Raw genomic sequence first — 26,417 nt, 5'->3', positions numbered from 1 at the left:
GGCCTGATCGCGCCGGTGGGATTCAAGGCGTCAGGGTCACGACCCACCTGGCGGAGACCGGCACCCCAATCAGCGCTCGCCTGACAGCATCGGCCGCTCCCGCAGCGGCTCCACGCCGGTCATGGTCGAACCTGCCGCGCGCATGGCCGTGATGAAATGCCGCAGCTTGGCCGGTTGGTGCCGCGCGGGCGGATAGACCAGATAGACCGGCAAGGGCGTGGCCCGCCAGTCCGGCGCCAAGTGCAGCAGGCGGCCTTCGGCCACGTCCTGCGCGACCACCCACGCCGACGAAATGCATGCACCCAGCCCCAGCAGCGCGGCATTGCGCAATGCGTACAGGCTATCGGTGCTCAAGCGCGGGCGGATCGGGAACTGGACCATCTCGCCGCTGACCTGATGGCGCAGGCTGACCTGGTCCCGATAGAAGGTCTGGATGGCCAGCCAAGGCAACGCGGCCAGGCCCTGCGCATGCCGGGGCACGCCACCCTCGTCGATCAGCGAGGGCGCCCCGACCACAATGCGCGGCACCTCGGCGATCTGCACCGCAACCACCGATGGCAGGTCCACCGCGCCCACCTGGATCGCACAGTCGATGCCCTCGGCGACGAAATCCGGCTGGCGGTCGTGCAGCAGCCACTCCACCGTGACCTGCGGATGGCGCCTGAGGTAATCGACCAGCGGTGTCACCAGCTGGGCCTGGCCGAACGCATGTGGCACCACCACGCGCAGCAGTCCCTGCGGCGCATCGCCCGCGCCGCGCAGGTCGGCCTCCATGGCGTGCCAGTCCTCCAGCAATTCGCGCGCACGGGCGTAGGCGCGCTCGCCATCCTCGGTGAGCTTCATCGCGTGGGTGGAACGGCGCAGCAGCTTGACGCCGAGGAAACGCTCCAGCGCCTGCAGCCGGCGGCTGATCGTGGGCTGGCTGGCACCCAGCTGCGCAGCCGCTGCCGAGAGGCTGCCCGCATCGACGATGCGGACGAAGGTCTGCATCAATTCGATGCGGTCGACGGCCTGGTTGGGCGACTCTTTCATGCACTCCACGCATAACCGTTCTGAACGGCCGGAGGCTACCACGCCGCGAGAGGGCCCGGGACAATGGCACCCGGCTCCTCCCCTCCCCTGGAATCTCCATGTCTTCCATTCAAAACCCGCATGCATCGATCGATGCGCGGGCACCCACCGCGGAGACCTTGCCGCGCAGCCTGGTCCTGTTGCTGGCCATCGGTGCCGGCATGAGCGTGGCCTCGCTCTATTACAGCCAGCCGATGCTCGGCGTGCTCGCCGACGACCTGGGCACCACCAGCCAGGTGGCCGGCTGGGTGCCCACGCTCAATCAGCTCGGCTATGCGCTGGGCATCCTGTTGTGCGCGCCACTGGGCGATCGCTACGACCGGCGCATCGTCATCCTGGTCAAGTGCGCATTGCTGGCGCTGGCCCTGCTGGCCGGCGGGCTGGCCCCGGGCATGCCGATGCTGCTGGCCTCCAGCCTGGCGATCGGGATCATCGCCACGGTGGCGCAGGACTTTGTGCCCGCCGCGGCCACGCTGGCCCCGGCCGAACACCGCGGGCGCATCGTCGGCACGGTCATGACCGGCCTGCTGCTGGGCATCCTTCTGTCGCGAGTCGGCAGCGGACTGATCTCAGGCCTCTGGGGCTGGCGCGCGGTCTATATCGCCGCCGCCATCGGCATGGCCCTGGTCGGCCTGGCCTCATGGCGCCGCCTGCCACGGTTCCAGCCGACCACCTCGCTCAGCTATGGCGCGCTGCTGGGTTCACTGGTACAGCTCTGGAAGCAGCATCCGGCGCTGCGTCGCGCCACCCTGGCGCAGGGCATCCTGGCGATCGGCTTCAGCGCGTTCTGGTCGACCCTGGCGGTCATGCTGCATGGCGGGCCGCTGCACCTGGGCAGCGCGGCGGCCGGCGCGTTCGGCCTGGCGGGCGCAGCCGGTGCGATTGCCGCGCCGCTGGCCGGCCGCATCGCCGACAGCCGCGGCCCGGAGCTGGTGATCCGGCTCGGCGCACTCCTGGCCGCCGTCTCGTTCGCCGCCATGGCGCTGGCCACGCAGCTGCCCATGCACGTCCAACTGGTTGCGCTGGTGATCGGCACGATCGGCTTCGACCTGGGCGTGCAGGCCGCACTGGTCTCGCACCAGACCATCGTCTACGGCATCGATCCCGGTGCCCGCAGCCGCCTCAACGCCCTGCTGTTCACCGGCATGTTCCTGGGCATGTCGGCAGGCGCAGCGCTGGGCAGCCTTGCCTTGGGCCACTTCGGCTGGCCGGGCGTATTGTGCCTGGCAACGCTGACGTCGCTGAGCGCGCTGGTGGTCCGGCTCTGGCCCAGGCGAGTCTGACCGGTCGATATGCTGGAACGGCGAGGCTCACCTCGCCGTTGTTCGTTGTGTCCGGATTAGACCTGGCACTTCGCACCAGCGCGATGCTGCGACGCGTCGTGACCGGCCTGTCAGCGACGCGGATAGTCCGGCGCTGTGGTCGCCTTCTGCGATCCACGCTGCCCGCCGAACCCGCCAGCCACCCCGGAGAGTCCGCATGAAGGCTGTGATTGCCCTGGTCATTGCGCTTGCACTGCTTGCCATCGGTATCCCGTTGTCCCGCGCCATCAGCGATGGCGAACAACACACCATCACCCGCACGGTCGAACCACTGACGCCCGCACAGGAGCGCGATGCGCTGGCCAGCAGGAAAGCCGATGCCACGAACAAGCACGCGCCAGCCAGCGCCACCGGGGCGGCGCCTGCCACGACTGCACGCTGACCCTCCAGCTGACAGGCGCGGCGTCGCACGCCCCGCTTGAGCGACCAGGCAGCCAGTGGCTTCCAGACATGGACGGCCTCCGGCCGATCCAGGCCAGGGGGCGCATGCAGGTGCAACCAACACGGCCTGTAGCCCGTATCGTTAGACTGTTGCCGTACAACGTCGCCGCCCAGACCCAGGCGGCGTTGTTTTTTGTTCTCGGTTTCAGTCACTTAGGAAATGTTCCAAACGAATAGCCGCAACTGCGGCGTCGCGCGGATGGAGCTCACCCCACATGATTTTCGAAACACTCGACACCTCCGGCCACGAGCAAGTGGTGTTCTGCCACAACCCCGATACGGGGCTGAAGGCGATCATCGCCATCCACAGCACCGTGCTCGGCCCTGCACTCGGCGGCGTGCGCATGCGCCCCTACGCCAGTACCGAAGCCGCGCTGCACGACGCACTGCGCCTGAGCCGTACGATGACCTACAAAAACGCCCTCGCCGGCCTGAACGTGGGCGGCGGCAAGGCGGTGATCATCGGCGACCCCGGCAAGGACAAGACCGAGGCGCTGTTCCGCATGTTCGGCCGCTACGTCGACTCGCTGGGCGGGCGCTACATCACCGCCGAGGACGTGGGCACCGATGTCAACGACATGGAACACGTGTACCGCGAAACCGAATACGTCGTCGGCGTGCACCAGGTGCACCGCGGCTCAGGCGACCCGGCGCCGTTCACCGCTTACGGCGCGCTGCACGGCCTGATGGCCACGTTGAACCGTCGCTTCGGCAATGAAGAGATCGGCAAGTACAGCTACGCCGTCCAAGGCCTGGGCCATATCGGCATGGAGTTCGTGAAGCTGCTCAAGGAGCGCGGCGCCAAGCTGTTCGTGACCGACCTCAACCCGGCGCTGGTGGACCGCGCAGTGGAGGAATACGGCGCCGAGGCCGTCGCCCCGGACGAGATCTACGACATCCCGGCCGATGTGTTTTCGCCCTGCGCGCTGGAAGGCTCGATCAATCAAGAGACCCTGCCGCGCCTGCGCAGCAAGATCATCTGCGGCACGGCCAACAACCAGATGTCGCACGTGGTGGGCGAGGAAGCCATGCGCCGCGGCATCCTGTATGCGCCGGACTACGCCGTGAACGCCGGTGGCGTCATGAACGTGTCGCTGGAAATCGACGGCTACAACCGCGAACGCGCCATGCGCCTGATGCGCAACATTTACCACAACGTCGGCCGCATCTTCGACCTGGCCGAGCAGGAAAAGATCGCCCCGCAATACGCCGCCGACCGCATCGCCGAAGCGCGCATCGCCTCCATCGGCAAGCTCAAGCTGCCACTGGGCCGGACCGCGCCGCGCTACATGGGCCACCTGCGCGGCGACCACTGATCGACCACTGATCAGCACGCACAAATGCCGGCGCAATGCCGGCATTTCTGTTTTCAATCAACGTCGCCGAAACGAGCCTGGATCAGAAACCGACCCGGTAACTGGCCGACACGATCCCCAGCGTGCCACGCGGCCCGAAGCGGCGATCGAAGCCCAGCGACAACCGTTGCCCGGCGCGCAACTGCGCATCGAACGACACCCCGAACAGGCCACCGGATGCCGCCGCGTCGCCAGCAGGCATCAGGCCCCAGGCATCGATGCCAACAAAGCGCGCCTGCCGCTCGAAGCCCGCGGCCGACAGCACCGACTGCCATTCCGCATGCCCTGACAGCGCAAGCTCCATCCCGGCCCAGGCCATCGCACGGTCCAAGCGTAGCCCGGCGATGGCCTGCGTCCTGCGGGCCTGGTCGCCAGCAGCCGCCAAACCGAAGCCGCCCGCGCCGACTTCGGAAAAACCATCGCGCGACAGCGCCGCGTAGTCGGCCCCGACATACGGCGTCAGGCGCGTGCGCCGCCACGCAAGCGGAAGCCCGGCCTCGACGCTGGCAAAGCGCACGGTGCCGTCGTCGTCGCTGCCCACGCCGTAGGCGCCGGCACCCAGGTAAACCTGTCGCTGCAGCTGGCGGCGATAGTCACCGGCACCGAGCTGGGCGATCGCGTAGAACCGACCCCAGCGCTGGCCCAGATACACCTGCAGGTGCGTCTGCCGGTCGTGGCTGCGATCACCGTCCGCGTTGCGGCTATTGGATGCATCGAGCTGGCCGAACGCGATGCCTGCCGTCGTGCCCGGCGCCAGCATCACTTCATTGCCAAGCAACCAGCCCCCCACGTCGAACGCACTGACGCCCAGGCCGCGCGCCTGCCGGTCATCCAACGCCTGGTACCACGCCCCGCCCCGCGGAGCGCCCGGCTGCAGCAGGTGCTGCGACAACGCACGGCGACGCATGTCCAGCACGTCCAGCGTCATGCTATCGGCCGCCGCGTGCGCGCTGCCGGACAACGATGCCAGCGAGCGCTGCGCGGCCGCAGCCGAGGCCGTGTGCAGGAAATCTCCTGCCAGGGTGACGAAGTCGCCGCCGACTGTCGCCGCGCCCTGCGCATCGATCCGGTCCAGCGCCTGGTCCACGCGCTGCGCGCTGCCGACCGCCGCGGTGGTGATGCCCATCGCAGCCGCGGTCGCCGTGACCTCCAGCCGGGTGATGTTCAACAGCGCCTGCGAGCTGGTGTAGCTCAAGCTTGCATCCAGGAAGACGCCCGAGCCGGAAGTGAGCGACGAGAACTGGCCCGTCAGGCCCTGCGCCGCGGTCAGCACCGTCTCCTGGCTTGAGCGCACGTAACCGCCGGCGACGCCAAATACCTGCAGGCCGCCGGCCAGCTGCGCAATTCCACCGACCGCAAGCGGGGTGCCGACCTGGTACTCCAGCGCGCCGCTGGCCGCCTGGCTGAAGTTGCCTGCGACAGTGCGCACGCCGGCATTTCCATCGAAGCGCGTGGTCCCCGCGTTGCTCAGGCTGCCATTGATGCCACCGGACAGCGTCAATCGCGCGCCGGCATCCACGACGGCGCTGGCCGGAAGCGCCTGGCTGGCCACCAGCGCGCCCGCTGCGACATGCGTCGTCCCCAGGTAGCTGTTGGTGCCAGTCAGGGTGAGCGTGCCGCTGCCCAGCTTGGCAATGCCGCCACTTCCACTGATCGCGTTGGACCAGGTGGAATTGCCCGCGAAGGACACCGACACATCGCCCCAGTCGAATTTGGCCGGACCGCCGATGGCCTTGCCGACATCCAGCAGGCCGTAACCGAACGTCGCATCGACACCCGGCGTCCCGAGGTCGGTCGCCGTGCCCAACAGCGTCTGCCGCACCAGGTCATTGCTGAAATAGGGAAATGCCTGCCAGACCACGGCTGCCGCGCCGGATACCTGCGGCGCAGCCAACGATGTGCCCGTCCACTGGTAATAGGTCGGCGCGGCCGGGCCGTCATCAGTCCCAGTCACCACCACCGTGCCCGGTGCCACCAGGCAGTAATGCATCGCCACGCCGCACGCATTGGAATACGACGCCAGCTGCGTGGAGTTGTCCGTATCCAACGCGGCCACGGCCAGCCAGCCACGCTCCAGGTCCGCCGCCGGCATCGAACCATTGGTCCCGGCCTTGCTGGGCAGCGCGGCGGTGTCGCTTGGATCCGATTTCCCATCGTTGCCAGTGGCAAAGACCACCAGGCCGCCGTTGTCGATCACGAACGGCCGGTATTCCTCGGCAATGGGCGCGGTGGCGGCAAGGTCGGTCCAGTACACCCCGCCCCATGAGTTGTTCATCACCTTGACGCCGCGGGCGATCAACGCGGCATGCACCGATGCGAGACCCAGTGCGCCGGAGGTCGCGTTGCCCTGACCGGTACCGTCATCGGTAGGTTCCTGGTCGGAGATGATCCGCGCCGACACCACGGTCGCGTCCGGCGCGATACCACCTGGCCAGGCTCCGAAAGCAGCCCCGGCGGCGACCTGTGCCACCGCGGTCCCGTGTCCCACGACGTCATCCTTGGCCAGGTTGTTGTCGCTGGCGCTGACGTAGTTGAGGTTGGCCGTCACCCTGGGAGACAGCGCCGGGTGCGTCCGGTTGACGCCGGTATCGACGATGCCGATCACCGTGCCGGCCCCGGTGAATCCAGCCGCGTGCGCGACGTCCGCATGGGTCAAGGTCAGGTGTCTGCTGTAGGCCGGATTCGCCGTGGTGACAACCGGCGTGACGACAGGAGGCACTGGCGTGGTGGCAGGAGGCGTTTCGCGGACGTTGCTGCCACCTCCGCCACCACCGCAGGCAGAAAGCACCGCACACGCCAGCGTGCCCAGTACCCGATGGCCGGCCCGCCACGTTCCCGGCGAGTTGCGCACTCCCATGTTGCCCCCTCGCCCAGCGAATCCCCGGGCCGATGTGTCCTGCGCAGAATCTAACGCAACACTTCGACACGAAGCGAGGCCCGGGCCGCCGCACAGGACCAGTCCCGCCAGCCCCAGGGCGCAAACCAGAACACCCAATGCCGCTGGAGTAGCGGTTTCCCGGATCCTGGCCGGGTCGGGACAGACAGCCACCGGGCGACGCCAAAGGTCGTGTTGCCGCGCCCGAAAGCGCGGCTGGATAATGGCCGCCCATTTGAATCGACGGGATTTCCCATGAGCGACATCGTCATCGCTGCGGCCAAACGCACGGCCATTGGCTCGTTCCTTGGCCAGTTCACCGGCGTGCCCAGCACCGAGCTGGGCGCGGCCGCCATCCGTGCGACGCTGGCCGAATCGGGCATCGCCGCAGCGGATGTGAGCGAAGTGATCATGGGCTGCGTGCTGTCGGCCAACCTGGGCCAGGCGCCGGCGCGCCAGGCCTCGCTGGCGGCGGGGATTCCCACATCCACCGGCTGCACCACCATCAACAAGGTGTGCGGCTCGGGTATGAAGGCGATCATGCTGGGCCACGACCTGATCAAGGCCGGCTCGGCACAGATCGTGCTCGCCGGCGGCATGGAGTCGATGACCAACGCGCCGCACATGATCCCTAACTCACGCACCGGCAACCGCTTCGGCGACTTCAAGGCCATCGACCACATGTCATGGGACGGCCTGGTCAATCCTTATGACGGCCAGGCGATGGGCGTGTTCGGCGAAGCCACCGCGGACAAGTACGGCTTCAGCCGCCAGGACCAGGACGCCTATGCCATCGGCTCGGTCGAACGTGCGCAGGCCGCGCAGGCTGCCGGCGCGTTCGACGGCGAGATCACGCCGGTCACCGTGATCACCCGCAAGGGCGAAGCGACCTTCAGCACCGACGAGCAGCCCGGCAAATCCGACGTCAGCAAGATTCCCTCGCTCAAGCCTGCCTTCAAGAAGGACGGCACGGTGACGGCGGCCAGCTCATCCAGCATCTCCGACGGCGCCGCAGCCACGCTCCTGCTCAGCGCGGACGAAGCCGCCAGGCGCGGCATCACGCCGATGGCCCGCATCGTCGCCCATGCCACCTTCTCGCAGGAGCCACAGTGGTTCACCACTGCGCCGGTCGGCGCCATCCAGAAGGTACTGGACAAGGCCGGCTGGTCAATCGATGACGTGGATCTGTTCGAGATCAACGAGGCATTCGCAGTGGTGGCGATGGTGCCGATCAAGGAGCTGGGCATCCCGCGCGAGAAGGTCAATGTCCACGGCGGCGCCTGCGCGCTGGGCCATCCGATCGGCGCATCCGGCACCCGCCTGGTCGTCACGCTCCTGCACGCGCTACGCACGCAGGGCAAGAAGCGCGGCATCGCATCCCTTTGTATTGGCGGTGGCGAGGCCACGGCCATTGCGGTTGAACTGCTTTGAGGCGCACTTCCGGTTTAACGAAAAGTTGACGAAAGTGAGCCATACGCAAGCGAATGCTTGACAGTACAAGCCGGATTGTCATGATGTCGCCCGGCGCGCAACTGCGCGTTGCCAAATTAATCGACGAGGATTTACCAAATGAGCATCAACAAGACGCTGATCGCGCTGGCAATGGGCCTGGCCCTGGCCGCTTGCTCGAAGCCGGAAGCCGCTGCCGACGCATCGGCCGACGCCCAGCAGGCCGCCACCGAGGCGCAGGCTGCAGCTGACACCGCCGCGACCACCCCGACCGCCGACGCCGCCCAGGCTGCTGCCGACACCGCCGCCACCGCCGCCGACACCGCTGCTGACGCCGCGGCCGATGCTGGCGCCGCGACCACGGACAAGGCTGCCGACGCTGCTGCTGCGACCGCTGAAACCGCCAAGGACACCGCCCAGGACGCCGCTGATACGGCTGACAAGGCTGCCTCGGACGCCGACAAGAAGTAATCCCTTCCGGCAGGTGCCATGGGCACCCGCTGAATGGATCAAAAGGACCGCCGGGCAACCGGCGGTCTTTTTTTATGGCGCGCCGCCCGACCCACTTTTCATTGACTGGGCCATCTGTAGAATTCGCGCGCTGCAGCAATCACGCTTCCCCCGACGGGCAACGGCTTGCGCGCACGACACCACCACTCCATACCGTTGAAGGGGAACACCATGAGCAACAAACTCAATATCGCGCTGATCGCCGCCGTGCTGGCCCTGGGCGCCTGCTCGCAGAAGACCCAGGACGCCGCTTCGGCCACCGCCGACAGCGCCGCCTCGGACGCTGCCGCTGCTGCCGACAAGGCCGCTGCCGCGACCGACGAAGCTGCCGCCAAGGTCTCGGCTGCCGCCGATGACGCCGCCGCTGCTGCCAGCACCGCTGCCGACAAGACCGAGAACGCAGCACAGTCGGCCACCGCCGATGCCGCCGCTGCCGTTTCCGAAGGCGCCGACGCCACCGCCGACAAGGCTGCGGAAGTGTCCAAGGAAGCCGAGGCCGCCGCGAAGAAGTAATCGCCTGCCTGACGTTGATCTGCATCACCTGAAAGAGCCCGCTTGCTGCGGGCTCTTTCTTTTTGCGGCTCCGAAGCCACCCGACGCATGCACATGCCGCGCACGCCACCTGCGCCTGCCACGTGCGCGACGCACGGCGACGTTAGGATGATCGGAAGGCAGAAAACGCGCCTTTTACTGGCCATTTGGTGAGGCCAGTCACAACGCATCTGTGGTAATAGCCGCGATAGTCCCGTTTCCCCGACTTGGAGACCCTGCGACATGTCCATGTGGAAAGACCAGTTGTCCGGCAAGAAGGACGCACCACCGCCCGTCGCCGACCCCACTCCCATCCGTGACGCTGCCCCGGTACCCACCATGCCCGAACCCATTGCCGCCGCGCCTGCTCCGACGCCCGTGTCCGCGCCCCGCCCTGCAACCCGCGAGGTCAAGGAATCGCTGATCGCCTCCGACCTGACCATCGAAGGCAAGATCGAGGGCACCGGCCACGTCCGCATCGCCGGCAAGTTCAAGGGTGACGTCAACGTCCAGGGCGACCTGACCATCGAGCAAGGCGCCAAGCTCAGCGGGGGGGTCAAGGCCAACAAGGTCGTCATCGCAGGCGAGCTGGAAGGCAACATCGAAGCGGCCAAACAGGTCGAGCTGCTGGCGTCCGGCGCGCTCACCGGCGACGTCAAGTGCGGCACGATGACGGTTGCCTCGGGCGCACGCATGCGTGGCCAGGCCGACTTCGGCTGGGACGGCAGCGAGAAGAAGAAAGACAAGGACCACGACGCAGCGTGAGCAGTGTCCGTCCCGGCACGGCAGGCGCGACCCGCGCCTGTCCGCACTGCAAGGCCGTGATCCTGGAGACTGCGGCCGTGTGCCCCTCGTGCAAGCACCACCTGCGCTTCGACGATTCCGTCACCGTCAGCAAGCGCGAAGCCATGCGCCAGGTGCCGCTGCGGGTGGAGGGAACCGTCCTGCACCCGCACGATGCTGATGCCTACGAATACACCGCCGTCGTGGTGATCCGCGACGAACGAGGGCAGGAAGTGGATCGCCATGTGGTCGGCGTCGGCGCCCTGCGCGCGGGCGACAAGCGCACGTTCTCACTGGCGGTCGAAATGTTCCCCCATACCGGCGGGGTCGCGCCGCGCGGCAAGCGCCGGCTGTCCTGATTCAAGCTTGGCTACTGAAGCCATCGACGACAAGGGCCGCATCTGCGGCCCTTGTCGTGTGCAGCCTTACTTGCGACTGCTGGGTGTGGAAGGCTCGCAGCTGCTGCAGCCACCGCACGCACCTGCACCGCCCTGGGCGACCGGCGGCGCGATCCATCGCCCCAGGGCACGCAACCAGCCAGGCCGTCCTTCGCGCAGCATCGGCAATGCCAGCGCGACCCGCGTCCTGCGCGTGGCGTTGGGGAACTGCTTCTTCGCCACGACCCAGGCGCTGACCAGCGCCGCCAGCGCGATCACGACGTACTGCGCGAGCAGTGCCAGATCCATCAGCCACCTCCAAGTGCGACGGCGACCTGGTAGGTCACCAGCGATGCAATGTAGGCCAGCGCGAACAGGTAACCGGCCGAAAAGGCCATGCGCTTCCAGGAGTTGGTCTCGCGCTTGATGGTGGCCAGGGTCGACAGGCACATGGGCGCGTAGATGTACCAGACCAGCAGCGACAGCGCGGTGGCCAACGACCAGCCATCGTGGATCAGCGGCGACAGCGCCTGGGTGGTGGCATCGTCGTCACCGGACAATGCGTAGACGGTGGCCAGGGAAGAGACTGCCACTTCGCGCGCCGCCAGGCCAGGGATCAGCGCGATGCAGATCTGCCAGTTGAAACCAAGCGGCGCGAAAACCGCGGTCATCGCATGGCCAATCCGCCCGGCGAAGCTGTAGTCGATCGCCGGCAGCGTGGCATCGGCCGGTGCGCCCGGGAAGGACAGCAGCACCCACAGCAGCACGGTCAGGGCCAGGATGATGCCGCCCACGCGCTTGAGGAAGATCACCGCGCGCTCGGACAGGCCGATGGCCAGATCGCGCAGGTGTGGAATGCGATAGGACGGCAGCTCCAGCAACAGCGGGTGCTCGCTCTTGTCACGGCGCCAGCGCTTCATCACCCACGACACCGCCAGCGCGCTGACGATGGCCACGAAATACAGGCTAAACAGCACCAGGCCCTGCAGGTTCAGCACGCCCCAGACTTCCCGTTGCGGGATGAACGCGCCGATCAGCAGCGCATACACCGGCAACCGCGCCGAACACGTCATCAGTGGCGCGACCAGGATCGTGGCCAGGCGATCGCGTGGATCCTGGATGGAACGGGTCGCCATGATCCCGGGAATGGCGCAGGCAAAGCTGGACAACAGCGGGATGAAAGAACGCCCCGACAGCCCGGCCTTGGACATCAGCCGGTCCAGCAGGAATGCCGCGCGCGGCAGGTAGCCCGATTCCTCAAGCGCCAGGATGAAGGCGAACAGGATCAGGATCTGCGGCAGGAACACGATCACCCCGCCCAGGCCGGCGATGATGCCGTCGGTCAGCAGGCTGTTGAGCGGGCCTTCGGGCAGCACGCCACCCACCCACGCCCCCAGCCAGGCGGTGCCGGCATCAATGCCGTCCATCAGCGGCGTGGCCCAGGCATAGACGGCCTGGAAGATCAGGAACATCACCACCGCCAGCGCCACCAGGCCGAACACCGGATGCAGCAGCCAGCGGTCCAGCGTGTCGTCGATATGCGCGGTGCGCGTGGGCATGGTCACCGCCAGCGACAGCAGGCGCCATGTCTCGGCGTGCAGGTCGGCATCGTCGGGCAGCACGTGCGCCGGCGGCTGTGGATTGGCGATGAGGCGGTCGATCTGTTCCAGCAACGCCTGCGCGCCGTTGGAACGCACCGCGACCGTCTCCACCACCGGGATGCCCAGCTCGCGCTGCAGCACGCCCAGGTCGATGCTGATCCCGCGCCGGCGCGCGGCGTCGGCCATGTTGATCGCCAGGATCACCGGGCGGCCCAGGCGCAGCAGTTCCAGCACGAATCGCAGGTTCAGGCGCAGGTTGGTGGCATCGACCACGCAGACCAGCGCATCCGGCGCCGGTTCGCCGGGCAGGAAGCCGCGACACAGGTCGCGGGTGATCGCCTCGTCCAGGCTGGCAGCATTGAGGCTGTAGGCGCCAGGCAGGTCCAGCAGCGCGTAGTGCTGCCCGTTGGCACCCTGGAAGCGACCCTCCTTGCGCTCGACGGTGACGCCGGCGTAGTTGGCCACCTTCTGGCGGCTGCCGGTCAGCAGGTTGAACAATGCGGTCTTGCCGCAGTTCGGATTGCCGATCAGGGCCAGGCGATGCGGCGCGGACGTGGCGTTCAAGTCGCATCCCCGTTGCGCAGGCGCACGCGGGCGGCCTCGGTCCGGCGCAGCGCGAACCTGGTGAAACCGACCTGGACCAGGATCGGATCGGCGCCGATCGGTCCGCGGGCGACCACTTCGACCTGCTCGCCGGACACGAAGCCCAGTTCGCGCAGACGACGGGCGATGGCGTCATTGGGGCCGTGGTCTTCGACTGTTTCGACAAAGGCCTGGGTGCGCCTGGGCAGTTCGGACAACATCACGCGAGCGGACTCAAATGAAAACAGTTCTCAATATTAGCACTGCGCCATGGCCCAGCGCCTGTCAACCACGCCAGCACGCAGGACGCTGCGGGCCACGGTTGGCGTACGATGCGCGCCCGCCCCTGTCGCCCGCCACGATGTCCCTGGCCTTCCAGATCCGCCCCATCCGCGCCGATGACAATGCCGCCATGGCCGCGATCATCCGCAGCGTGATGCCCGAGTTCGGCGCCGGCGGCGCGGGCTTCGCCATCAACGACCCGGAAGTGGACTGGCTCAGCCGCGCCTACGCACAGCCATGCAGTGCCTACTTCGTGGTCGAACGTGATGGCGTGGTGCTGGGCGGCGGCGGCGTGGCCCCGCTGGAAGGCGGCGATGGCACGATCTGCGAACTACGCAAGATGTATTTCCTGCCCGCCGCGCGCGGCCTGGGTGCCGGCGCGGCGATGATGCGCGCCTGCCTGGCCGCTGCGCGTGGCTTCGGCTTTGCCCAGTGCTACATCGAAACCCTCGACGGCATGGACGCAGCGATGCGCCTGTACGAGAAGACCGGCTTCGTCCGCCTGGACGCGCCACTGGGCGCCACCGGACATGGCGGCTGCGACCGCTGGTACCTGCTGCAGCTCTAGCCCACAGGCGCCTGCCGCCGACGATAGCCATGCCGCAGCGCGCTAGGCGCGATGCGGGCATCCCGTAAAATGTCCGCTTCATCTTCGCCGCAGGAGCTTCCATGCAGTTGACCGACACCCGCGCCGTGATCACCGGCGGCGTCTCCGGGCTGGGATTTGCCACCGCGCAGCGCATCGTCGCCGGCGGCGGCAAGGTCACTCTGCTGGACGTCAATGACGCCAAGGGCGATGCCGCCATCGCCGCGCTCGGCAGTGCCAACGCGCGCTATGTGCGTACCGATGTCACCGACGAAACCGTGGTCGCCGCGGCCATCGCCGCCGCGCGCGAATTCATGGGCACGGTCAACGTGGCAGTGAACTGCGCCGGCATCCTCGGCGCTGGCCGCGTGCTGGGCAAGGACGGCCCGATGGCGCTGGATACCTTCCGCACCACGGTGCTGGTCAACCTGGTTGGCAGTTTCAACGTGGCCAAGGCCGCGGCCAACGTGATGCAGCACAACGACGCCGGCGATGACGGCGAGCGCGGCGTGATCATCAACACCGCCAGCGTGGCCGCCTATGAAGGCCAGATCGGCCAGGCTGCCTACGCGGCGTCCAAGGGCGGCGTGGTCGGCATGACCTTGCCGATGGCGCGTGAACTGGCCCGCTTCGGGGTGCGGGTGATGACCATCGCGCCCGGCATCTTCTGGACACCGATGGTCGATGGCATGCCCGAAGCGGTGCAGCAGTCGCTGTCGGCTTCGATCCCCTTCCCTTCGCGCCTGGGCCAGCCGGACGAATACGCCGACACGGTCGCTTTCATCCTGGCCTCGCGCTATCTCAACGGCGAGACCATCCGCCTGGATGGCGCGGTGCGGCTGGCGCCCAAGTAACCCACGCGCAACACCCCACTTTCCTTCCAATCCACACGCAAACGGTCCACCACCATGAAGGCTGGCGAAATCAAGAAAGGCAACGTCGTCGAGTACAACAACGGCGTCTACCAGATCCGCGACATCGAACGCTCGTCCCCGCAGGGTCGCGGCGGCAACGTGCGCTTCCGTTTCATCATGTACAGCGTGCCGGGCGGCAACAAGCTCGATGCCAGCTTCGATGCCGACGACAACCTGCCGGAAGTCGAACTGCTGCGCCGCCAGGCCACGTTTTCGTACATGGATGGCGAAGCATTCGTGTTCCTGGATGACGAGGACTACACCCCGTACACGCTGGACGCAGCGGTGATCGGCGATGACGCCGGCTACATCACCGAAGGCCTGAGCGGCCTCTATGTGCAGGTCATCGACGAGCAGCCGGTGGCCGTGCAGCTGCCCCAGCATGTGACCCTGGAAGTGGTCGAGACCCCGCCGGAACTCAAGGGCGGTACCGCCACCAAGCGGCCGAAGCCGGCCAAGCTCAACACCGGCATCGAGATCATGGTCCCGGAGTACATCGTCAACGGTGAGCGCATCCTGATCAACACCACCACCGGCGAGTTCGGCGGTCGCGCGGACTGAGCCCGCCCTGGCTGCATCGGCATGACGCGCTGCGATTGCCCGGGTAAGCGGAGCACCCGGGATGCGCTGGGATGAAAGCCGCGGATGCATCGCTGGCAATACTGACCCGGGTGGGGCCTCTGGCCTTGCCCGGGCTACGGAAGCGGCGCTTGGCGCTTCAGCTCGATCCCGCCTGATTCCCGATTGAGCCGGCGCAAACGTTCGCCCAGTGCTTCCAGATTGGCTTCGGTCCCATCGATGTCTGCCCGCAGCGCTTGCGGCAACCACTGTTTGGCATCTTCCTGCAACGACTGGCGCGCCTGGCGCTGCCTGGTCGCACGCGCACCAGCGTCCAATGCCAGGGCCGCGCGCTCGGCCTGCTGCGGCAATCCATAGCCCGGCTGGCCAGCCAGCAGCAGCGCCGGTTGTGCGAAGAATCCTTCTTCGTCCAGCAGCGCCTGCAGGCGCACGCCGCCCTCGCGGACGGCGGCATCTTTCCTGTCCGAAAGAAACCGGTGCTTGAGCGCATCGCGTGCAGCCTGTTCCTGCTGGCGACGCGCGGCCTGTTCCAGCACCAGCAATGCCGCACTACTGCGAAGATCCGCCCGTGCGATCCACGCCGCGCGCTGCGCCGGCGGCAGTTTCAACCAGGCCCGCACCGAAGTTTCCGGCAATGGAAGCGCCTGGCGCAGCACATCGAACATCGCCTGGTAATGGCTGCTGGCGGCAGGAAAGAAATAGCCCACGCGCTCGGCCTGCGGCAGGTCGTCCAGCACCGATGGATCGGCAAGGCCGGTGCGCTCAAGCCTGCGCAGCAGGCCTTTCGGCGTGATGCCTGACAGCTGCGTATCGACCAGTCTCGGCACGCCATCGTGCAGCAGCTTGTAGGTTTCCACTGCGCAGTTGTTGGTGATGAAGCGATAGCCACCGTCATAGCTCCAGTGCACCTGTGCGGCGCGCTGCAGCAACGTGGTGATTTCATCCTGATCCAGCGCCAGCGGTACCGAACGCAACCCGCGCAACTGCACCTGGGTGTATTCGTCGATGACCTGCGACAGCGGCAGCAGGTACAGGCGTGCAGGATAGCGACCGGTCAGTCCTCCCCAACTGGACAGTTGCACGTCGTCAATGAACGCGCGGAACGACAACACGCGCTGGTACTGCAGATCCAGCCGGCAATCCGGCCCGCGCGGCCGACCGGGCGCGCAGATCACCAGCCGCAACATGCTGTGGCCCCAACGGCTCATCGCTTCGCTGTCGCTATCGGCCAGCAGGTAGTCCACCGCGTAGATGCGCGCCGGGTCCAGCACCTGCAGCGGCTGGGCCGATTCATCCTCGAAGAACGGCAGGCCAGGCGCACACCCGCCAACCTTCAGCGGCATGTCCAGGCGTTGTGCGAAGTACGCCGCCAACGCAGGCCGACGGCACGCGTAGTCGGCATCCAGCAGGAAATGCTCAAGGTTCACCGCCACGTACTCGCGCGGCGAATGCAGTTCGTAGCGGTCCGGCGAACGGTCGGTGAACGGATTGCGCTGCTGGCGCAACCACAGCCGCGGCCAGGTGCCGACCTGCCAGCCTGCAAGATCCAGCAGGCGCGAATCCCGCGAAAAACCACCAGACGCACTGCGATCCAGCAGATGCGCCAGCTCATGGATCAGCGCGGCGCGTGCTGCCGACCAGGCAGGCGCCTCGGGACCTGCATCGCGGGAAGCACCCTGCATCCCATCGATCAGCAGCTGCCGCGGTAACAGGATCCGACCGCTGCCGGTCGCACGCCCATGGACGCGCTCGGGTAGATCATCGCGCCACTGCACGGGCACATCGCCCAGCGCTACACGCCAAACAGAGGGCAAACCCGAAGCAACATCATCGAGCAACGCCTGGCTTGCAGCACGTTGCCGATCGTCCAGTCCAGCCGGATCAAGCTGCCAGCGCAACGCGGCCTGCGCCGAAGGCAACAGGCCGAAACACAGCAACGCCACCAGCCACCGCCAGCGCGGCAGCCGGCGCGTACGACTCACAGGGCCAGGATGGCCTGTGCCAGCTGCAGGTCGGAAGCGTCGCGCGTGGCGACGTCACGTTCGCGCAGATTGCGCAGTGCGGCTTCAAGGCGCGCGCCGCGGATCTGGCCATTGCTGGCGACGAAGCTCGCTGCGTCCACGCGCGCTTCCAGGACCAACTTGTCGCTGCCCGAAGAGCTGTCCGACGACGCGGACGAGCCGGCGGAACCAGCCGAGGATCCAGCAGCAGAAGTTCCGCCAGCACTCGAAGAAGCCCAAGCTGGCGCGCTGCAGGCCAGCAGCAAAACAGTTGCAACGCGTAGACGCATCTTCATGGCTCCATTCGACTCAAGGGACAGTTGCCGTCAAGGCTACTGCATCCGACCGGCCGCCGGCACTGCGGCGACCGGGCTCAGGCGTCGAACAGCTTGCCCGGATTCAGCAGGCCGGCCGGATCAAGTGCCTTGCGAATACCCCGCATCAGCGCGATTTCCGCCGGACTCCGGGTGCTGTCCAGGTAGGCCTTCTTGACCAGACCTATGCCATGTTCGGCCGAGATGCTGCCTTCGTGCGCCTTGAGCGCCTTTGCCAGCAGCTTGGTCACCTGCTCGCAATCGCGGACGAAATCCGCCTGCGCCATGTCCGCCGGCTTGAGCACGTTGATATGCAGGTTGCCGTCGCCGATATGGCCGAACCACACCACTTCGAACTGCGGATAGGCGTCGCCCAGGAGCTTCATGGTTTCCTGCAGGAACGCCGGCATCGCCGAGATCCGCACCGACACGTCGTTCTTGTACGGCACGTGCGGCGCCAGCGACTCGGTGATGCCTTCGCGCAGGCGCCACAGCTGCTGGGCCTGTGCATCGGACTGGCTGATCACGCCGTCGGCGACCCAGCCGTGTTCCATGCAGTCCTCGAACGCGGCCATCGCGGCAGCCTCCTTCGCCTCGTCGCCGGTGGCGAACTCGGTGACCACGTAATACGGATAGACCTCGTCGAACGGCTTGACCGCACCGTGGGCCAGCACGTGCTTGAGTGCGATGTCGGTGAAGAATTCGAACGCCTCCAGCTGCAGGCGTTCGCGGAACGCAGCAAACACTTCCATCAGCACTTCAAACGACGGCAGCGCCAGCAACATCACGTTGGTCGGCGGCGGCGGATCGGTCAGGCGCAGGGTGGCTTCGACCACGATGCCGAGCGTGCCTTCCGAACCGATCATCAGCTGGCGCAGGTCGTAACCGCTGGAGTTCTTGACCAGGGCGCGATTGAGATCGAGCAGTTCGCCGTTGGCGGTAACCACCTTCAACCCGGCGATCCACTCGCGGGTATTGCCGTAGCGGATCACGCGGATGCCACCGGCATTGGTGGCGATGTTGCCGCCGATCGAACACGAGCCACGCGCCGCGAAATCCACTGGATACACCAAGCCTTCGTCGCGCGCCGCGTTGTGGATGGCTTCCAGCGGCATGCCGGCCTGCACGGTCAGCGTGCGGTCCACGCGATCGAAGGACAGCGGCTTGTTCATGCGTTCCAGGCTGAGCACCAGTTCGCCGTCGGCGGCCACCGCGCCACCGGAAAGCCCGGTGCGGCCGCCCGAGGGCACGACCTTGACCGCGTGTTCGCTGGCCCAGCGCATCACCGCCTGCACTTCCTCGACGCTGCCCGGCAGCGCGATGGCCAGCGGGTTCGGCGTCCAGCGCCGGGTCCAGTCGCGGCCGTAGTGTTCCAGGTCGCCGGCATCGGTTTTCAGGCGCAGCTCCGGCATCGCCGCATGCAGGGAATCAAGCAGGGAATCGCTCATACAAGTTGCGCGTGAAACCGCTGGAAATCGAAGGTGCGCCAGCGTGCCAGCAGCGCAACGCCACGTCCAGCCGGCGCACCGCGCAGCTTCAGAAGGGCCGTGGCATAGTGACGCCCCGCTTGGCCTGCCCCTACCTGCAATCATGTCGAAGAAGACCTCGTTCCCGAAGGAAGACATCCGCGTCCTGCTGCTGGAAGGCGTCAGCCAGTCCGCCGTCGATGTGTTCCAGGCGGCCGGTTACAGCCAGATCGAATTCCACACCAAGTCGCTGCCGGAAGACGAGCTCAAGGCGCGCATCGCCGAAGCCCACATCATCGGCATCCGCTCGCGCACCCAGCTGACCGAAGAGGTGCTGTCGCACGCGCGCCGCCTGATCGCGGTGGGCTGCTTCTGCATCGGCACCAACCAGGTGGACACCGAGGCGGCCGAACTGGCCGGCATCCCGGTCTTCAACGCGCCTTATTCCAACACCCGCAGCGTGGCCGAACTGGTCATCGCCCAGTCGATCATGCTGATGCGTGGCATCCCGCAGAAGAGCGCGCAGTGCCATCGCGGCGGCTGGTCAAAATCCGCACTGGGCAGCCATGAAGTGCGCGGCAAGACCCTGGGCATCATCGGCTACGGCCATATCGGCACCCAGGTTGGCGTGCTGGCCGAAGCGATGGGCATGAAGGTCATCTTCCACGACATCGAAACCAAGCTCTCGCTGGGCAACGCCACCCCGGCGACCAGCCTGGAAGAGCTGCTGGAGCACTCGGACGTGGTCACCCTGCACGTGCCGGAAACCGCGTCGACCAAGGACATGTTCGGCGCCGCGCAGATCGCCGGCATGAAGAAGGGCGCGCACCTGATCAATGCCTCGCGCGGCACCGTGGTCGACATCGACGCACTGGCCGAAGCGCTGAAGTCCGGCCACGTCGGCGGCGCCGCGGTGGACGTGTTCCCGGTCGAACCCAAGGGCAACGGCGATGCGTTCGTCTCGCCGCTGGCCGGCCTGGACCAGGTGATCCTGACCCCGCACGTCGGTGGCAGCACCCTGGAAGCACAGGACAACATCGGCATCGAGGTCGCGGCCAAGCTGGTCCGCTACAGCGACAACGGCAGCACCCTGTCGGCAGTGAACTTCCCCGAAGTCACCCTGCCCGGCCATGAAGGCAGCCGTCGCATCCTGCACATCCACCGCAACGTGCCGGGCGTGCTGTCGCAGATCAACGACGTGTTCCGTGGCCAGGGCATCAACATCGACGGCCAGTTCCTGCGCACCGACCCGCAGGTCGGCTACGTCGTGATCGACGTGACCGCCTCGGAAGCGCAGACCACGGTCCTGAAGGACGCACTGGCCGCGGTCGACGGCACCCTGCGGGTGCGCACGCTGTATTGATCGATGCAATGAAGGAGCGGCGCTCCTTGTAGAGCGGAGCTTGTTGCAATCCCCTTTTGGGGACTCCGCTGCTGTTCGGGCAGGTTGCTGGGGAAAGCCCCAGCGGAGTCCCCAAAAGGGGATTGCAACAAGCTCCGCTCTACAAAAAGCCAAAGCCCAGGCTTCAATCGCCCAATTGGTCCCGCTGCATCAGCCACTTGCGGGCCATGCGGCGCAGTGATTCATCGGGCTCAAGCGCCACCTCGCTGACCGGCCGCCAGGCCAGGTCGTGCGACTCCTCGCCAACCACGTAGTCCTCGCTGCCCACCGCATGGACCACGTAGCGAACGTCGAAATGCCAATGCCCCAGCACGCCCTTGCGCTCGGGAATCCAGTGATGGTCCAGGTCGAAGATCGCCGCGCCGTCCACGCGCAGGCCGGTGACGCCGGATTCTTCCAACGCCTCCTTCAAGGCCACGTTCGCCAGATCGGCGTCGCCATCGGCATGGCCACCGGGCTGCAGCCAGCGATCCAGCTTGCGGTGGTGGGTCAGCAGCGTGCGCTGCCCATCGGCCGACACCAGCCAGGCCGAACCGGTGAAGTGACCCTCCAGTCGATCCCGCACGAACGGGTCGGGATCTGACAGCAATTCGGAAAAGCCTGCATCGGCCGGCTTTTCTGCCGGCCAGCGACGAAAATAGTCATCAAATTGCGTCGCCAGGCGCGCGCGCAGCAGGTCATGCATCGGAAACTCACAAGTGGATCGGTCGGGTCATTGTCACCGGCCGGACAAGGGCACAAGGTAACTTGTGCAACAGACAGTATGCCGGGTAAGGTTCGGCGGTCGTATCCGCGCGCCAAGGGGGCAAGCGGGTCCTTTCCGTCTCACCGACCCTGGGGAACACCGAATGCTGTTCTGGCGCGTCAAGCCGCTTGAGAAAATCCTCGAAACCGCCGAGAAAAAATCGCTGCATCGTCAGCTCGGCGCCTTCCAGTTGACCATGCTGGGCATCGGTGCAGTCATCGGCACCGGCATCTTCGTGCTGACCGCCGAAGCCGGCCAGAAAGCCGGCCCCGGCATGATGATCGCCTTCGTCATCGCCGCCGTCGTCTGCGGACTGGCCGCACTGGCCTACTCAGAACTGGCCTCGATGATCCCGGTCTCCGGGTCGGCCTACACCTACACCTATGGCGTGCTGGGCGAACTCATCGCCTGGATCGTGGGTTGGGCGCTGGGCCTGGAATACGGCATCGGCGCGGCGGTCGTGACGGTGGGCTGGTCCGGTTACATGAATGGCCTGCTCGCGCACAGCACGCTCTTTGGCCTGGTCGAGCCTGGCGCGCTGGCGCTGCCGGCTTATCTGCAGACCGGCTTCTTCGCTGGCGGTGGCTTCAACCTGCTGGCCTTCCTGGTCGCGCTGCTGGTGACCTGGCTGCTGGTCATCGGTACTTCCAAGAGCGCCAAGGTCAACGCGGTGCTGGTCGCGATCAAGATCGTGGCCCTGACCCTGTTCGTGGTGATCGCGCTGCCGGTGGCGACCTCCAACACCACCAACTTCACCCCGTTCCTGCCGGGCGGCTGGGGCAGCCCGCTGGGCGGCGTCGGCGTGCTGGGCGCGGCGGCTTCAATCTTCTTCGCCTACGTGGGTTTCGATGCGATTTCCACGGCCGCCGAGGAAACCAAGAACCCCAACCGCAACATCCCGATCGGCCTGATCGCCTCGCTGACCGTGTGCACCATCTTCTATCTGCTGGTCGGCTACGGCGCAGTGGGTGCGGTCGGCGCACAACCGATCATGGGTGCGGACGGCATTCCACTGGAGCCGGGCAGCGCTGCGTTTGCGACCGCCTGCGCCGGCTCCGAGGCACTGGTCTGCAGCAGGGAGCCGCTGGCCCACGTGCTGCGCCTGATCGGCTGGCCGAACCTGGGCAACTGGATCGGCGTCGCTGCCATCCTGGCGCTGCCGTCGGTGATCCTGATGATGATGTTCGGCCAGACCCGCATCTTCTTCACCATGTCGCGTGATGGCCTACTGCCGGAACGCCTGTCGCGGGTGCACCCGCGTTTCCGCACGCCCCACGTCATCACCCTGGCCACCGGCCTGATCGTGGCCCTGTGCGGTGCCTTCTTCCCGGTGGGCAAGCTGGCCGACACCTCCAACTCGGGCACGCTGCTGGCCTTCGCCATGGTCTCCATCGGCGTGCTGGTGCTGCGCAGGCAGCAGCCGAATCGCCCGCGTCCGTTCCGCACCCCGTTCGCCTGGATCGTGTGCCCGCTCGCCGTGGCCGGCTGCCTGCTGCTGTTCGTCAACCTGAGCATGGTCGCCAAGCTGGTGTTCGCGGGCTGGGCGGTGATCGGCCTGGTCATCTACGGCCTGTACAGCCGCAATCGCAGCCACCTGGCGCCAGGCAACAGCCAGTCCTGAGAAGGCCCGGCCCTTTCCTTCGCCTTGTGAACAACGGCCGCTAGACGGCCGTTGTTTCTTCCAACCCGCGCAACGGATCACGTCATGAAGCAGTTGCTCCGCATCAAGAATCCCGGCCAGCTCACCCAGGACGCAAGCCAGCTGGAACTGCATCGCACGCTGGGGCCCTGGGGCCTGACCGCGCTGGGCATCGGTGCGGTCATCGGCGGCGGCATCTTCGTCATCACCGGCCAGGCCGCGGCCGAACACGCCGGCCCGGCGATCATGCTGTCCTTCGTCCTGGCGGCGTTGTGCTGCACCTTCTGTGCGCTGGCCTATGCCGAATTCGCCGCGATGGTGCCGGTCTCCGGATCGGCCTATACCTACACCTACGCGACCCTGGGCGAGGCGGCGGCCTGGTTCATCGGCTGGATGCTGGTGCTCGAATACGGCGTATCCGCCTCAGCGGTGGCGGTGAGCTGGACCGGCTACTTCCTGAGCCTGCTCGACCAGTTCGGCATCCATCTGCCGGCGGCGCTGGTCAACGCACCGCTGGACGGCAGCCTGCAGCCAACCGGCGCCATCGCCAATCTCCCGGCGGCCGGCATCGTGCTGCTGCTGACCTGGCTTTGCTACGTGGGCATCCGCAAGTCGTCGGCCATCAACATGGCCATGGTGATCCTGAAAACGCTGCTGATCCTGCTGGTGATCTTCGCCGGCTGGAAATACGTGGACACCAGCCATTGGCACCCGTTCATCCCCGCCAACGAAGGCCCAGGCAAGTTCGGCTGGAGCGGCGTGCTGCGCGGTGCGGCGATCGTGTTCTTTGCCTACATCGGTTTCGAGGCCGTTTCGGTGGCCGCGCAGGAATCGACCAAGCCGCAACGCGACCTGCCCGTCGGCATGCTGCTGTCGCTGGTGATCTGCACGGTGCTGTACATCGCCATGGCCGCGGTCATGACCGGGCTGGTGCCGTTCGCGCAGCTGGGCACCAACGAACCGGTGGTGACCGCGGTGGCCGCACATCCCGAACTGGGCTGGCTGCGCCTGATCGTGGAGATCGGCGCGCTGATCGGCCTGTCGTCGGTGGTGCTGGTGATGATCATCGGCCAGCCGCGCATCTTCATGATCATGGCGCGCGACGGCCTGCTGCCCGAGGTGTTCACCCGGATCCATCCCAAGTACCGCACGCCGCACATCAATACGGTCATCACCGGCATCGGCATCGCGCTGCTGGCGGCAGTGTTCCCGCTGGACATCCTGGGCGAGCTGACCTCGATGGGCACGTTGATCGCCTTCGCCGCGGTCTGCGGCGGCGTGCTGATCCTGCGCCGCACCCAGCCCGACCTGCCGCGCCCGTTCCGGATTCCGTTCGCCTGGATCATCTGTCTGGCCGGCATTGCCAGCTGCATGACGCTGCTGTCGACCATGACCCGGCACAACTGGATGCTGATGATCATCTGGACCGTGCTGGGCTTCGTGATCTACGGCGCCTACGGCTACCGCCACAGTCGGCTGCGCAACCCAGGCTGAAACCTCACGGCCAGGCGTCCGCGTTAGAATTGCAGGATGAACGCCCTGCCCTACGATTCCGCACGCCTGGCCCTGCTGGCCGACGAGATCACCGCCAACGTGGCCGAACTGGCCGCGCTTGGCTGGACGCCGGCCACCAGCAGCAACTTCTCCGAGCGCCTGGACGATCGCCATGCCGCGATCACCGTTTCCGGCGCGGACAAGGGCCGCATGGGCCGCGAACACATCATGGTCGTGGACTTCGACGGCGCACCGGTGGCCACCGACAAGCGCCCGTCGGCCGAGACCCTGCTGCATACCCAGCTGTACAAGCGCTTCCCGGAAATAGGCTGCGTGCTGCATACGCATTCGCCAGTGCAGACCATCGCCTCGCGCCTGTATGCCGGCGCCGGCCACATCCGGCTGGAAGGCTACGAGCTGCTCAAGGCCTTCCGCGGCAACAGCACCCACGAGATGGCAGTGAACGTGCCGGTCTTCGCCAACACCCAGAACATGAACGTGCTGGCCGCGCAGGTGGATGCCCTGCTCGACGAGCGTCCACTGTGGGGCTACCTGATCGACGGCCACGGCCTGTACGCGTGGGGCCGGACGATGGCCGAAGCCCGCCGCCACCTGGAAGCCTTCGAGTTCCTGCTCCACTGCGAACTGGAACTGCGCAAACTGGGTTGTCGCGGCTGATCCAGGCCCGTTGAATCTGCCCGCAGCGTTGCACCCCGGCAACGCTGGCGCCAACCCGCACTTGTTACCCTTTCCCGCCCGGCCTTCGCCCCCCCGCCAGGAGCCCTGCCATGAGCCGTCTTCGCATTTTCGATCACGCTGACCCGGACACCCCGCTGTTCGCCAGCTTCGATCCCGATTTCATCGCCACCGAGCTGCACAGGATTGGCGTGCTGTTCGAACGTTGGAAAGCCGGCAAGGACATCGCCCCGGGCGCCGCGCCCGAAGAGGTCATGGACGCGTATCGCGCCGACATCGACCGGCTGGTCGCCGACCGTGGCTTCAAGTCGGTGGACGTGGTCAGCATCGCGCCAGACCATCCCGCGCGCGCCGAGATGCGGGCCAAATTCCTGGACGAGCACTTCCACAAGGAAGACGAAGTGCGCTTCTTCGTCGCCGGCTCCGGCCTGTTCACCCTGCACGTGGACGACAAGGTCTACGAGATCGAGTGCGTACAGGACGACCTGATCGCCGTGCCCGACGGCACCCGGCACTGGTTCGACATGGGCGAGGAACCCAGCTTCGTGGCAATCCGCTTCTTCACCGAGCCGGATGGCTGGGTCGGTCACTTCACCGGCGAGACGATTGCAGCGCGCTTCCCGCGCTACACGCCGAGCCAGTCGCACTGATGGGCACCGTCATCCAGGCGATCCTCACCGACATCGAGGGCACCACCAGCAGCATTTCGTTCGTCAAGGATGTGCTGTTCCCCTACGCCCGCCGCGAGCTGCCGGGCTTCGTCGCCGCACGTGGAGCCGAGCCCGAGATCCGCCAGCTGCTGGATACCGTGGCCACCGAGGCCGGCGGCATCTGCTCGGACGAGGTCATCGTCGAAATGCTGCGGGGCTGGATCGACCAGGACCGCAAGCACACCGTGCTCAAGGCGCTGCAAGGCCTGATCTGGGAAGCCGGCTATCGCGATGCCGACTTCACCTCGCACATGTATCCCGACGCAGCCAAGGCGCTGCAGCGCTGGTACGCCGATGGCCTGGCGCTGTACGTGTATTCCTCCGGCTCGGTGCCGGCGCAGAAGCTGCTGTTCGGCCACACCGACGTGGGTGACCTGACGCCACTGTTTTCAGGCTGGTTCGACACCGAGGTCGGCGGCAAGCGCGAATCTCCCAGCTATGCGCAGATCGTCGCGCGGATCGGCATGGCTCCGGCGGAAATCCTGTTCCTGTCCGACGTGGTGGCCGAGCTGGATGCGGCACGCGATGCCGGATTGCAGACCATCCTGGTCGATCGGCTGGATGACTACGCGCAGCCGCGCACGACCGCGGAAGCCAATGGCCATCCGCGCGTGACCAGCTTCGCCCAGATCACCCCGGCAACCTGAGCCAACCCAGGCCCAAGCAAGAGTGATTCGCATTTCGCCATGGATT

The 26,417-nt window shown here is 66.7% G+C and carries 26 protein-coding genes; 17 read left to right on the top strand and 9 right to left on the bottom strand.

The annotated features are described in order from the left end of the window. Nucleotides 1–69 precede the first annotated feature (69 nt). Nucleotides 70–1,032: a LysR family transcriptional regulator gene (locus tag O8I58_RS01785; RefSeq protein ID WP_298320164.1), complete on the bottom strand. Its 963-nt coding sequence runs from the start codon at nt 1,030–1,032 to the stop codon at nt 70–72. Between the two features lie 98 nt (nt 1,033–1,130). Here O8I58_RS01785 and O8I58_RS01780 point away from each other — a divergent pair, with 98 nt between their 5' ends. From O8I58_RS01780 to O8I58_RS01770, 3 genes are all read left to right on the top strand, one after another. After that, nucleotides 1,131–2,354, top strand: a complete 1,224-nt coding sequence (locus O8I58_RS01780) for an MFS transporter (RefSeq protein ID WP_298320162.1) — start codon at nt 1,131–1,133, stop codon at nt 2,352–2,354. A 196-nt stretch (nt 2,355–2,550) separates the two neighbouring features. Next, on the top strand, nt 2,551–2,775 hold the full coding sequence (locus O8I58_RS01775; protein WP_298320160.1) for a hypothetical protein: 225 nt from the start codon (nt 2,551–2,553) through the stop codon (nt 2,773–2,775). Nucleotides 2,776–3,049: 274 nt separating this feature from the next. Further along, nucleotides 3,050–4,150, top strand: coding sequence for a Glu/Leu/Phe/Val dehydrogenase dimerization domain-containing protein (locus O8I58_RS01770; protein ID WP_298320158.1), 1,101 nt, complete (start codon nt 3,050–3,052; stop codon nt 4,148–4,150). Between the two features lie 82 nt (nt 4,151–4,232). Here the strand turns inward: O8I58_RS01770 and O8I58_RS01765 are convergent, their stop codons facing one another. After that, complete coding sequence (locus tag O8I58_RS01765) at nt 4,233–7,046, bottom strand: autotransporter serine protease (protein ID WP_298320156.1); 2,814 nt, start codon at nt 7,044–7,046, stop codon at nt 4,233–4,235. A 273-nt stretch (nt 7,047–7,319) separates the two neighbouring features. Here O8I58_RS01765 and O8I58_RS01760 point away from each other — a divergent pair, with 273 nt between their 5' ends. The 5 genes from O8I58_RS01760 to O8I58_RS01740 all read left to right on the top strand — a co-directional run bounded on the left by O8I58_RS01760 (nt 7,320) and on the right by O8I58_RS01740 (nt 10,696). After that, nucleotides 7,320–8,495 (top strand): thiolase family protein, encoded by a 1,176-nt coding sequence (locus O8I58_RS01760; RefSeq protein ID WP_298320154.1) that lies wholly within the window; start codon nt 7,320–7,322, stop codon nt 8,493–8,495. Between the two features lie 138 nt (nt 8,496–8,633). Continuing rightward, the gene (locus tag O8I58_RS01755; protein WP_298320152.1) at nt 8,634–8,984 is read left to right on the top strand and encodes a hypothetical protein; all 351 of its coding nucleotides are present in this window, start codon (nt 8,634–8,636) and stop codon (nt 8,982–8,984) included. Nucleotides 8,985–9,194: 210 nt separating this feature from the next. Next, complete coding sequence (locus O8I58_RS01750; RefSeq protein WP_298320150.1) at nt 9,195–9,536, top strand: hypothetical protein; 342 nt, start codon at nt 9,195–9,197, stop codon at nt 9,534–9,536. A gap of 261 nt (nt 9,537–9,797) precedes the next feature. Next, nucleotides 9,798–10,319: a bactofilin family protein gene (locus O8I58_RS01745; protein ID WP_298320148.1), complete on the top strand. Its 522-nt coding sequence runs from the start codon at nt 9,798–9,800 to the stop codon at nt 10,317–10,319. Next, entirely contained in the window at nt 10,316–10,696 is a 381-nt protein-coding gene (locus O8I58_RS01740; RefSeq protein ID WP_298320146.1) for a hypothetical protein, read from the top strand. The genes O8I58_RS01745 and O8I58_RS01740 overlap by 4 nt, the downstream gene beginning before the upstream one ends. A gap of 66 nt (nt 10,697–10,762) precedes the next feature. Here the strand turns inward: O8I58_RS01740 and O8I58_RS01735 are convergent, their stop codons facing one another. From O8I58_RS01735 to O8I58_RS01725, 3 genes are read right to left on the bottom strand one after another with little or no spacing between them, the layout of a single operon-like run. Continuing rightward, nucleotides 10,763–11,023 carry a DUF6587 family protein gene (locus O8I58_RS01735; protein WP_298320144.1) on the bottom strand — a complete coding sequence of 87 codons (261 nt, stop codon included), beginning with the start codon at nt 11,021–11,023 and terminating at the stop codon, nt 10,763–10,765. After that, on the bottom strand, nt 11,023–12,879 hold the full coding sequence (locus tag O8I58_RS01730; protein WP_298320142.1) for a ferrous iron transporter B: 1,857 nt from the start codon (nt 12,877–12,879) through the stop codon (nt 11,023–11,025). Before O8I58_RS01730 ends, O8I58_RS01735 begins: the two co-directional genes overlap by 1 nt. Then, complete coding sequence (locus O8I58_RS01725) at nt 12,876–13,121, bottom strand: FeoA family protein (protein ID WP_298320141.1); 246 nt, start codon at nt 13,119–13,121, stop codon at nt 12,876–12,878. The genes O8I58_RS01730 and O8I58_RS01725 overlap by 4 nt, the downstream gene beginning before the upstream one ends. A gap of 137 nt (nt 13,122–13,258) precedes the next feature. Here O8I58_RS01725 and O8I58_RS01720 point away from each other — a divergent pair, with 137 nt between their 5' ends. From O8I58_RS01720 to yeiP, 3 genes are all read left to right on the top strand, one after another. Then, nucleotides 13,259–13,747, top strand: coding sequence for a GNAT family N-acetyltransferase (locus O8I58_RS01720; RefSeq protein ID WP_298320139.1), 489 nt, complete (start codon nt 13,259–13,261; stop codon nt 13,745–13,747). Nucleotides 13,748–13,848: 101 nt separating this feature from the next. Continuing rightward, nucleotides 13,849–14,619, top strand: a complete 771-nt coding sequence (locus O8I58_RS01715; RefSeq protein WP_298320138.1) for an SDR family NAD(P)-dependent oxidoreductase — start codon at nt 13,849–13,851, stop codon at nt 14,617–14,619. A gap of 54 nt (nt 14,620–14,673) precedes the next feature. Further along, nucleotides 14,674–15,240: an elongation factor P-like protein YeiP gene (yeiP, locus tag O8I58_RS01710; RefSeq protein ID WP_298320136.1), complete on the top strand. Its 567-nt coding sequence runs from the start codon at nt 14,674–14,676 to the stop codon at nt 15,238–15,240. Between the two features lie 134 nt (nt 15,241–15,374). On the opposite strand, the gene O8I58_RS01705 is transcribed toward yeiP, so the two are convergent. From O8I58_RS01705 to O8I58_RS01695, 3 genes are all read right to left on the bottom strand, one after another. Then, on the bottom strand, nt 15,375–17,240 hold the full coding sequence (locus O8I58_RS01705) for a DUF7844 domain-containing protein (protein ID WP_298320134.1): 1,866 nt from the start codon (nt 17,238–17,240) through the stop codon (nt 15,375–15,377). Then, the gene (locus tag O8I58_RS01700) at nt 17,237–17,548 is read right to left on the bottom strand and encodes a DUF2388 domain-containing protein (RefSeq protein ID WP_298322641.1); all 312 of its coding nucleotides are present in this window, start codon (nt 17,546–17,548) and stop codon (nt 17,237–17,239) included. Before O8I58_RS01700 ends, O8I58_RS01705 begins: the two co-directional genes overlap by 4 nt. 83 nt (nt 17,549–17,631) lie before the next feature. After that, nucleotides 17,632–19,020, bottom strand: a complete 1,389-nt coding sequence (locus tag O8I58_RS01695) for a D-2-hydroxyglutarate dehydrogenase (protein ID WP_298320132.1) — start codon at nt 19,018–19,020, stop codon at nt 17,632–17,634. A 139-nt stretch (nt 19,021–19,159) separates the two neighbouring features. Between O8I58_RS01695 and serA the strand changes: the two genes are divergently transcribed. Beyond that, entirely contained in the window at nt 19,160–20,401 is a 1,242-nt protein-coding gene (gene serA, locus O8I58_RS01690; protein WP_298322638.1) for a phosphoglycerate dehydrogenase, read from the top strand. 163 nt (nt 20,402–20,564) lie between these two features. Here the strand turns inward: serA and O8I58_RS01685 are convergent, their stop codons facing one another. Next, complete coding sequence (locus O8I58_RS01685) at nt 20,565–21,125, bottom strand: NUDIX hydrolase (protein ID WP_298320130.1); 561 nt, start codon at nt 21,123–21,125, stop codon at nt 20,565–20,567. Nucleotides 21,126–21,288: 163 nt separating this feature from the next. On the opposite strand from O8I58_RS01685, the gene O8I58_RS01680 reads away from it, so the two are divergent. From O8I58_RS01680 to mtnC, 5 genes are all read left to right on the top strand, one after another. Beyond that, a complete protein-coding gene (locus tag O8I58_RS01680; protein WP_298320128.1) occupies nt 21,289–22,806 on the top strand; it encodes an amino acid permease in 1,518 nt (505 codons plus the stop codon). Between the two features lie 84 nt (nt 22,807–22,890). Continuing rightward, nucleotides 22,891–24,318 carry an amino acid permease gene (locus tag O8I58_RS01675; protein WP_298320126.1) on the top strand — a complete coding sequence of 476 codons (1,428 nt, stop codon included), beginning with the start codon at nt 22,891–22,893 and terminating at the stop codon, nt 24,316–24,318. 36 nt (nt 24,319–24,354) lie between these two features. After that, complete coding sequence (locus tag O8I58_RS01670; RefSeq protein WP_298320125.1) at nt 24,355–24,996, top strand: methylthioribulose 1-phosphate dehydratase; 642 nt, start codon at nt 24,355–24,357, stop codon at nt 24,994–24,996. 110 nt (nt 24,997–25,106) lie between these two features. After that, nucleotides 25,107–25,664: a 1,2-dihydroxy-3-keto-5-methylthiopentene dioxygenase gene (locus O8I58_RS01665; RefSeq protein WP_298320123.1), complete on the top strand. Its 558-nt coding sequence runs from the start codon at nt 25,107–25,109 to the stop codon at nt 25,662–25,664. Continuing rightward, the gene (gene mtnC, locus O8I58_RS01660) at nt 25,664–26,371 is read left to right on the top strand and encodes an acireductone synthase (RefSeq protein WP_298320121.1); all 708 of its coding nucleotides are present in this window, start codon (nt 25,664–25,666) and stop codon (nt 26,369–26,371) included. The genes O8I58_RS01665 and mtnC overlap by 1 nt, the downstream gene beginning before the upstream one ends. The last annotated feature ends 46 nt before the right edge of the window (nt 26,372–26,417 follow it).

The sequence above is a fragment of the Pseudoxanthomonas sp. genome, from assembly GCF_027498035.1.
GTDB lineage: Bacteria > Pseudomonadota > Gammaproteobacteria > Xanthomonadales > Xanthomonadaceae > Pseudoxanthomonas_A.
The sequence above is the reverse complement of the archived record's forward strand: the minus strand, read 5'-3'. Positions and strand labels throughout refer to the sequence as shown.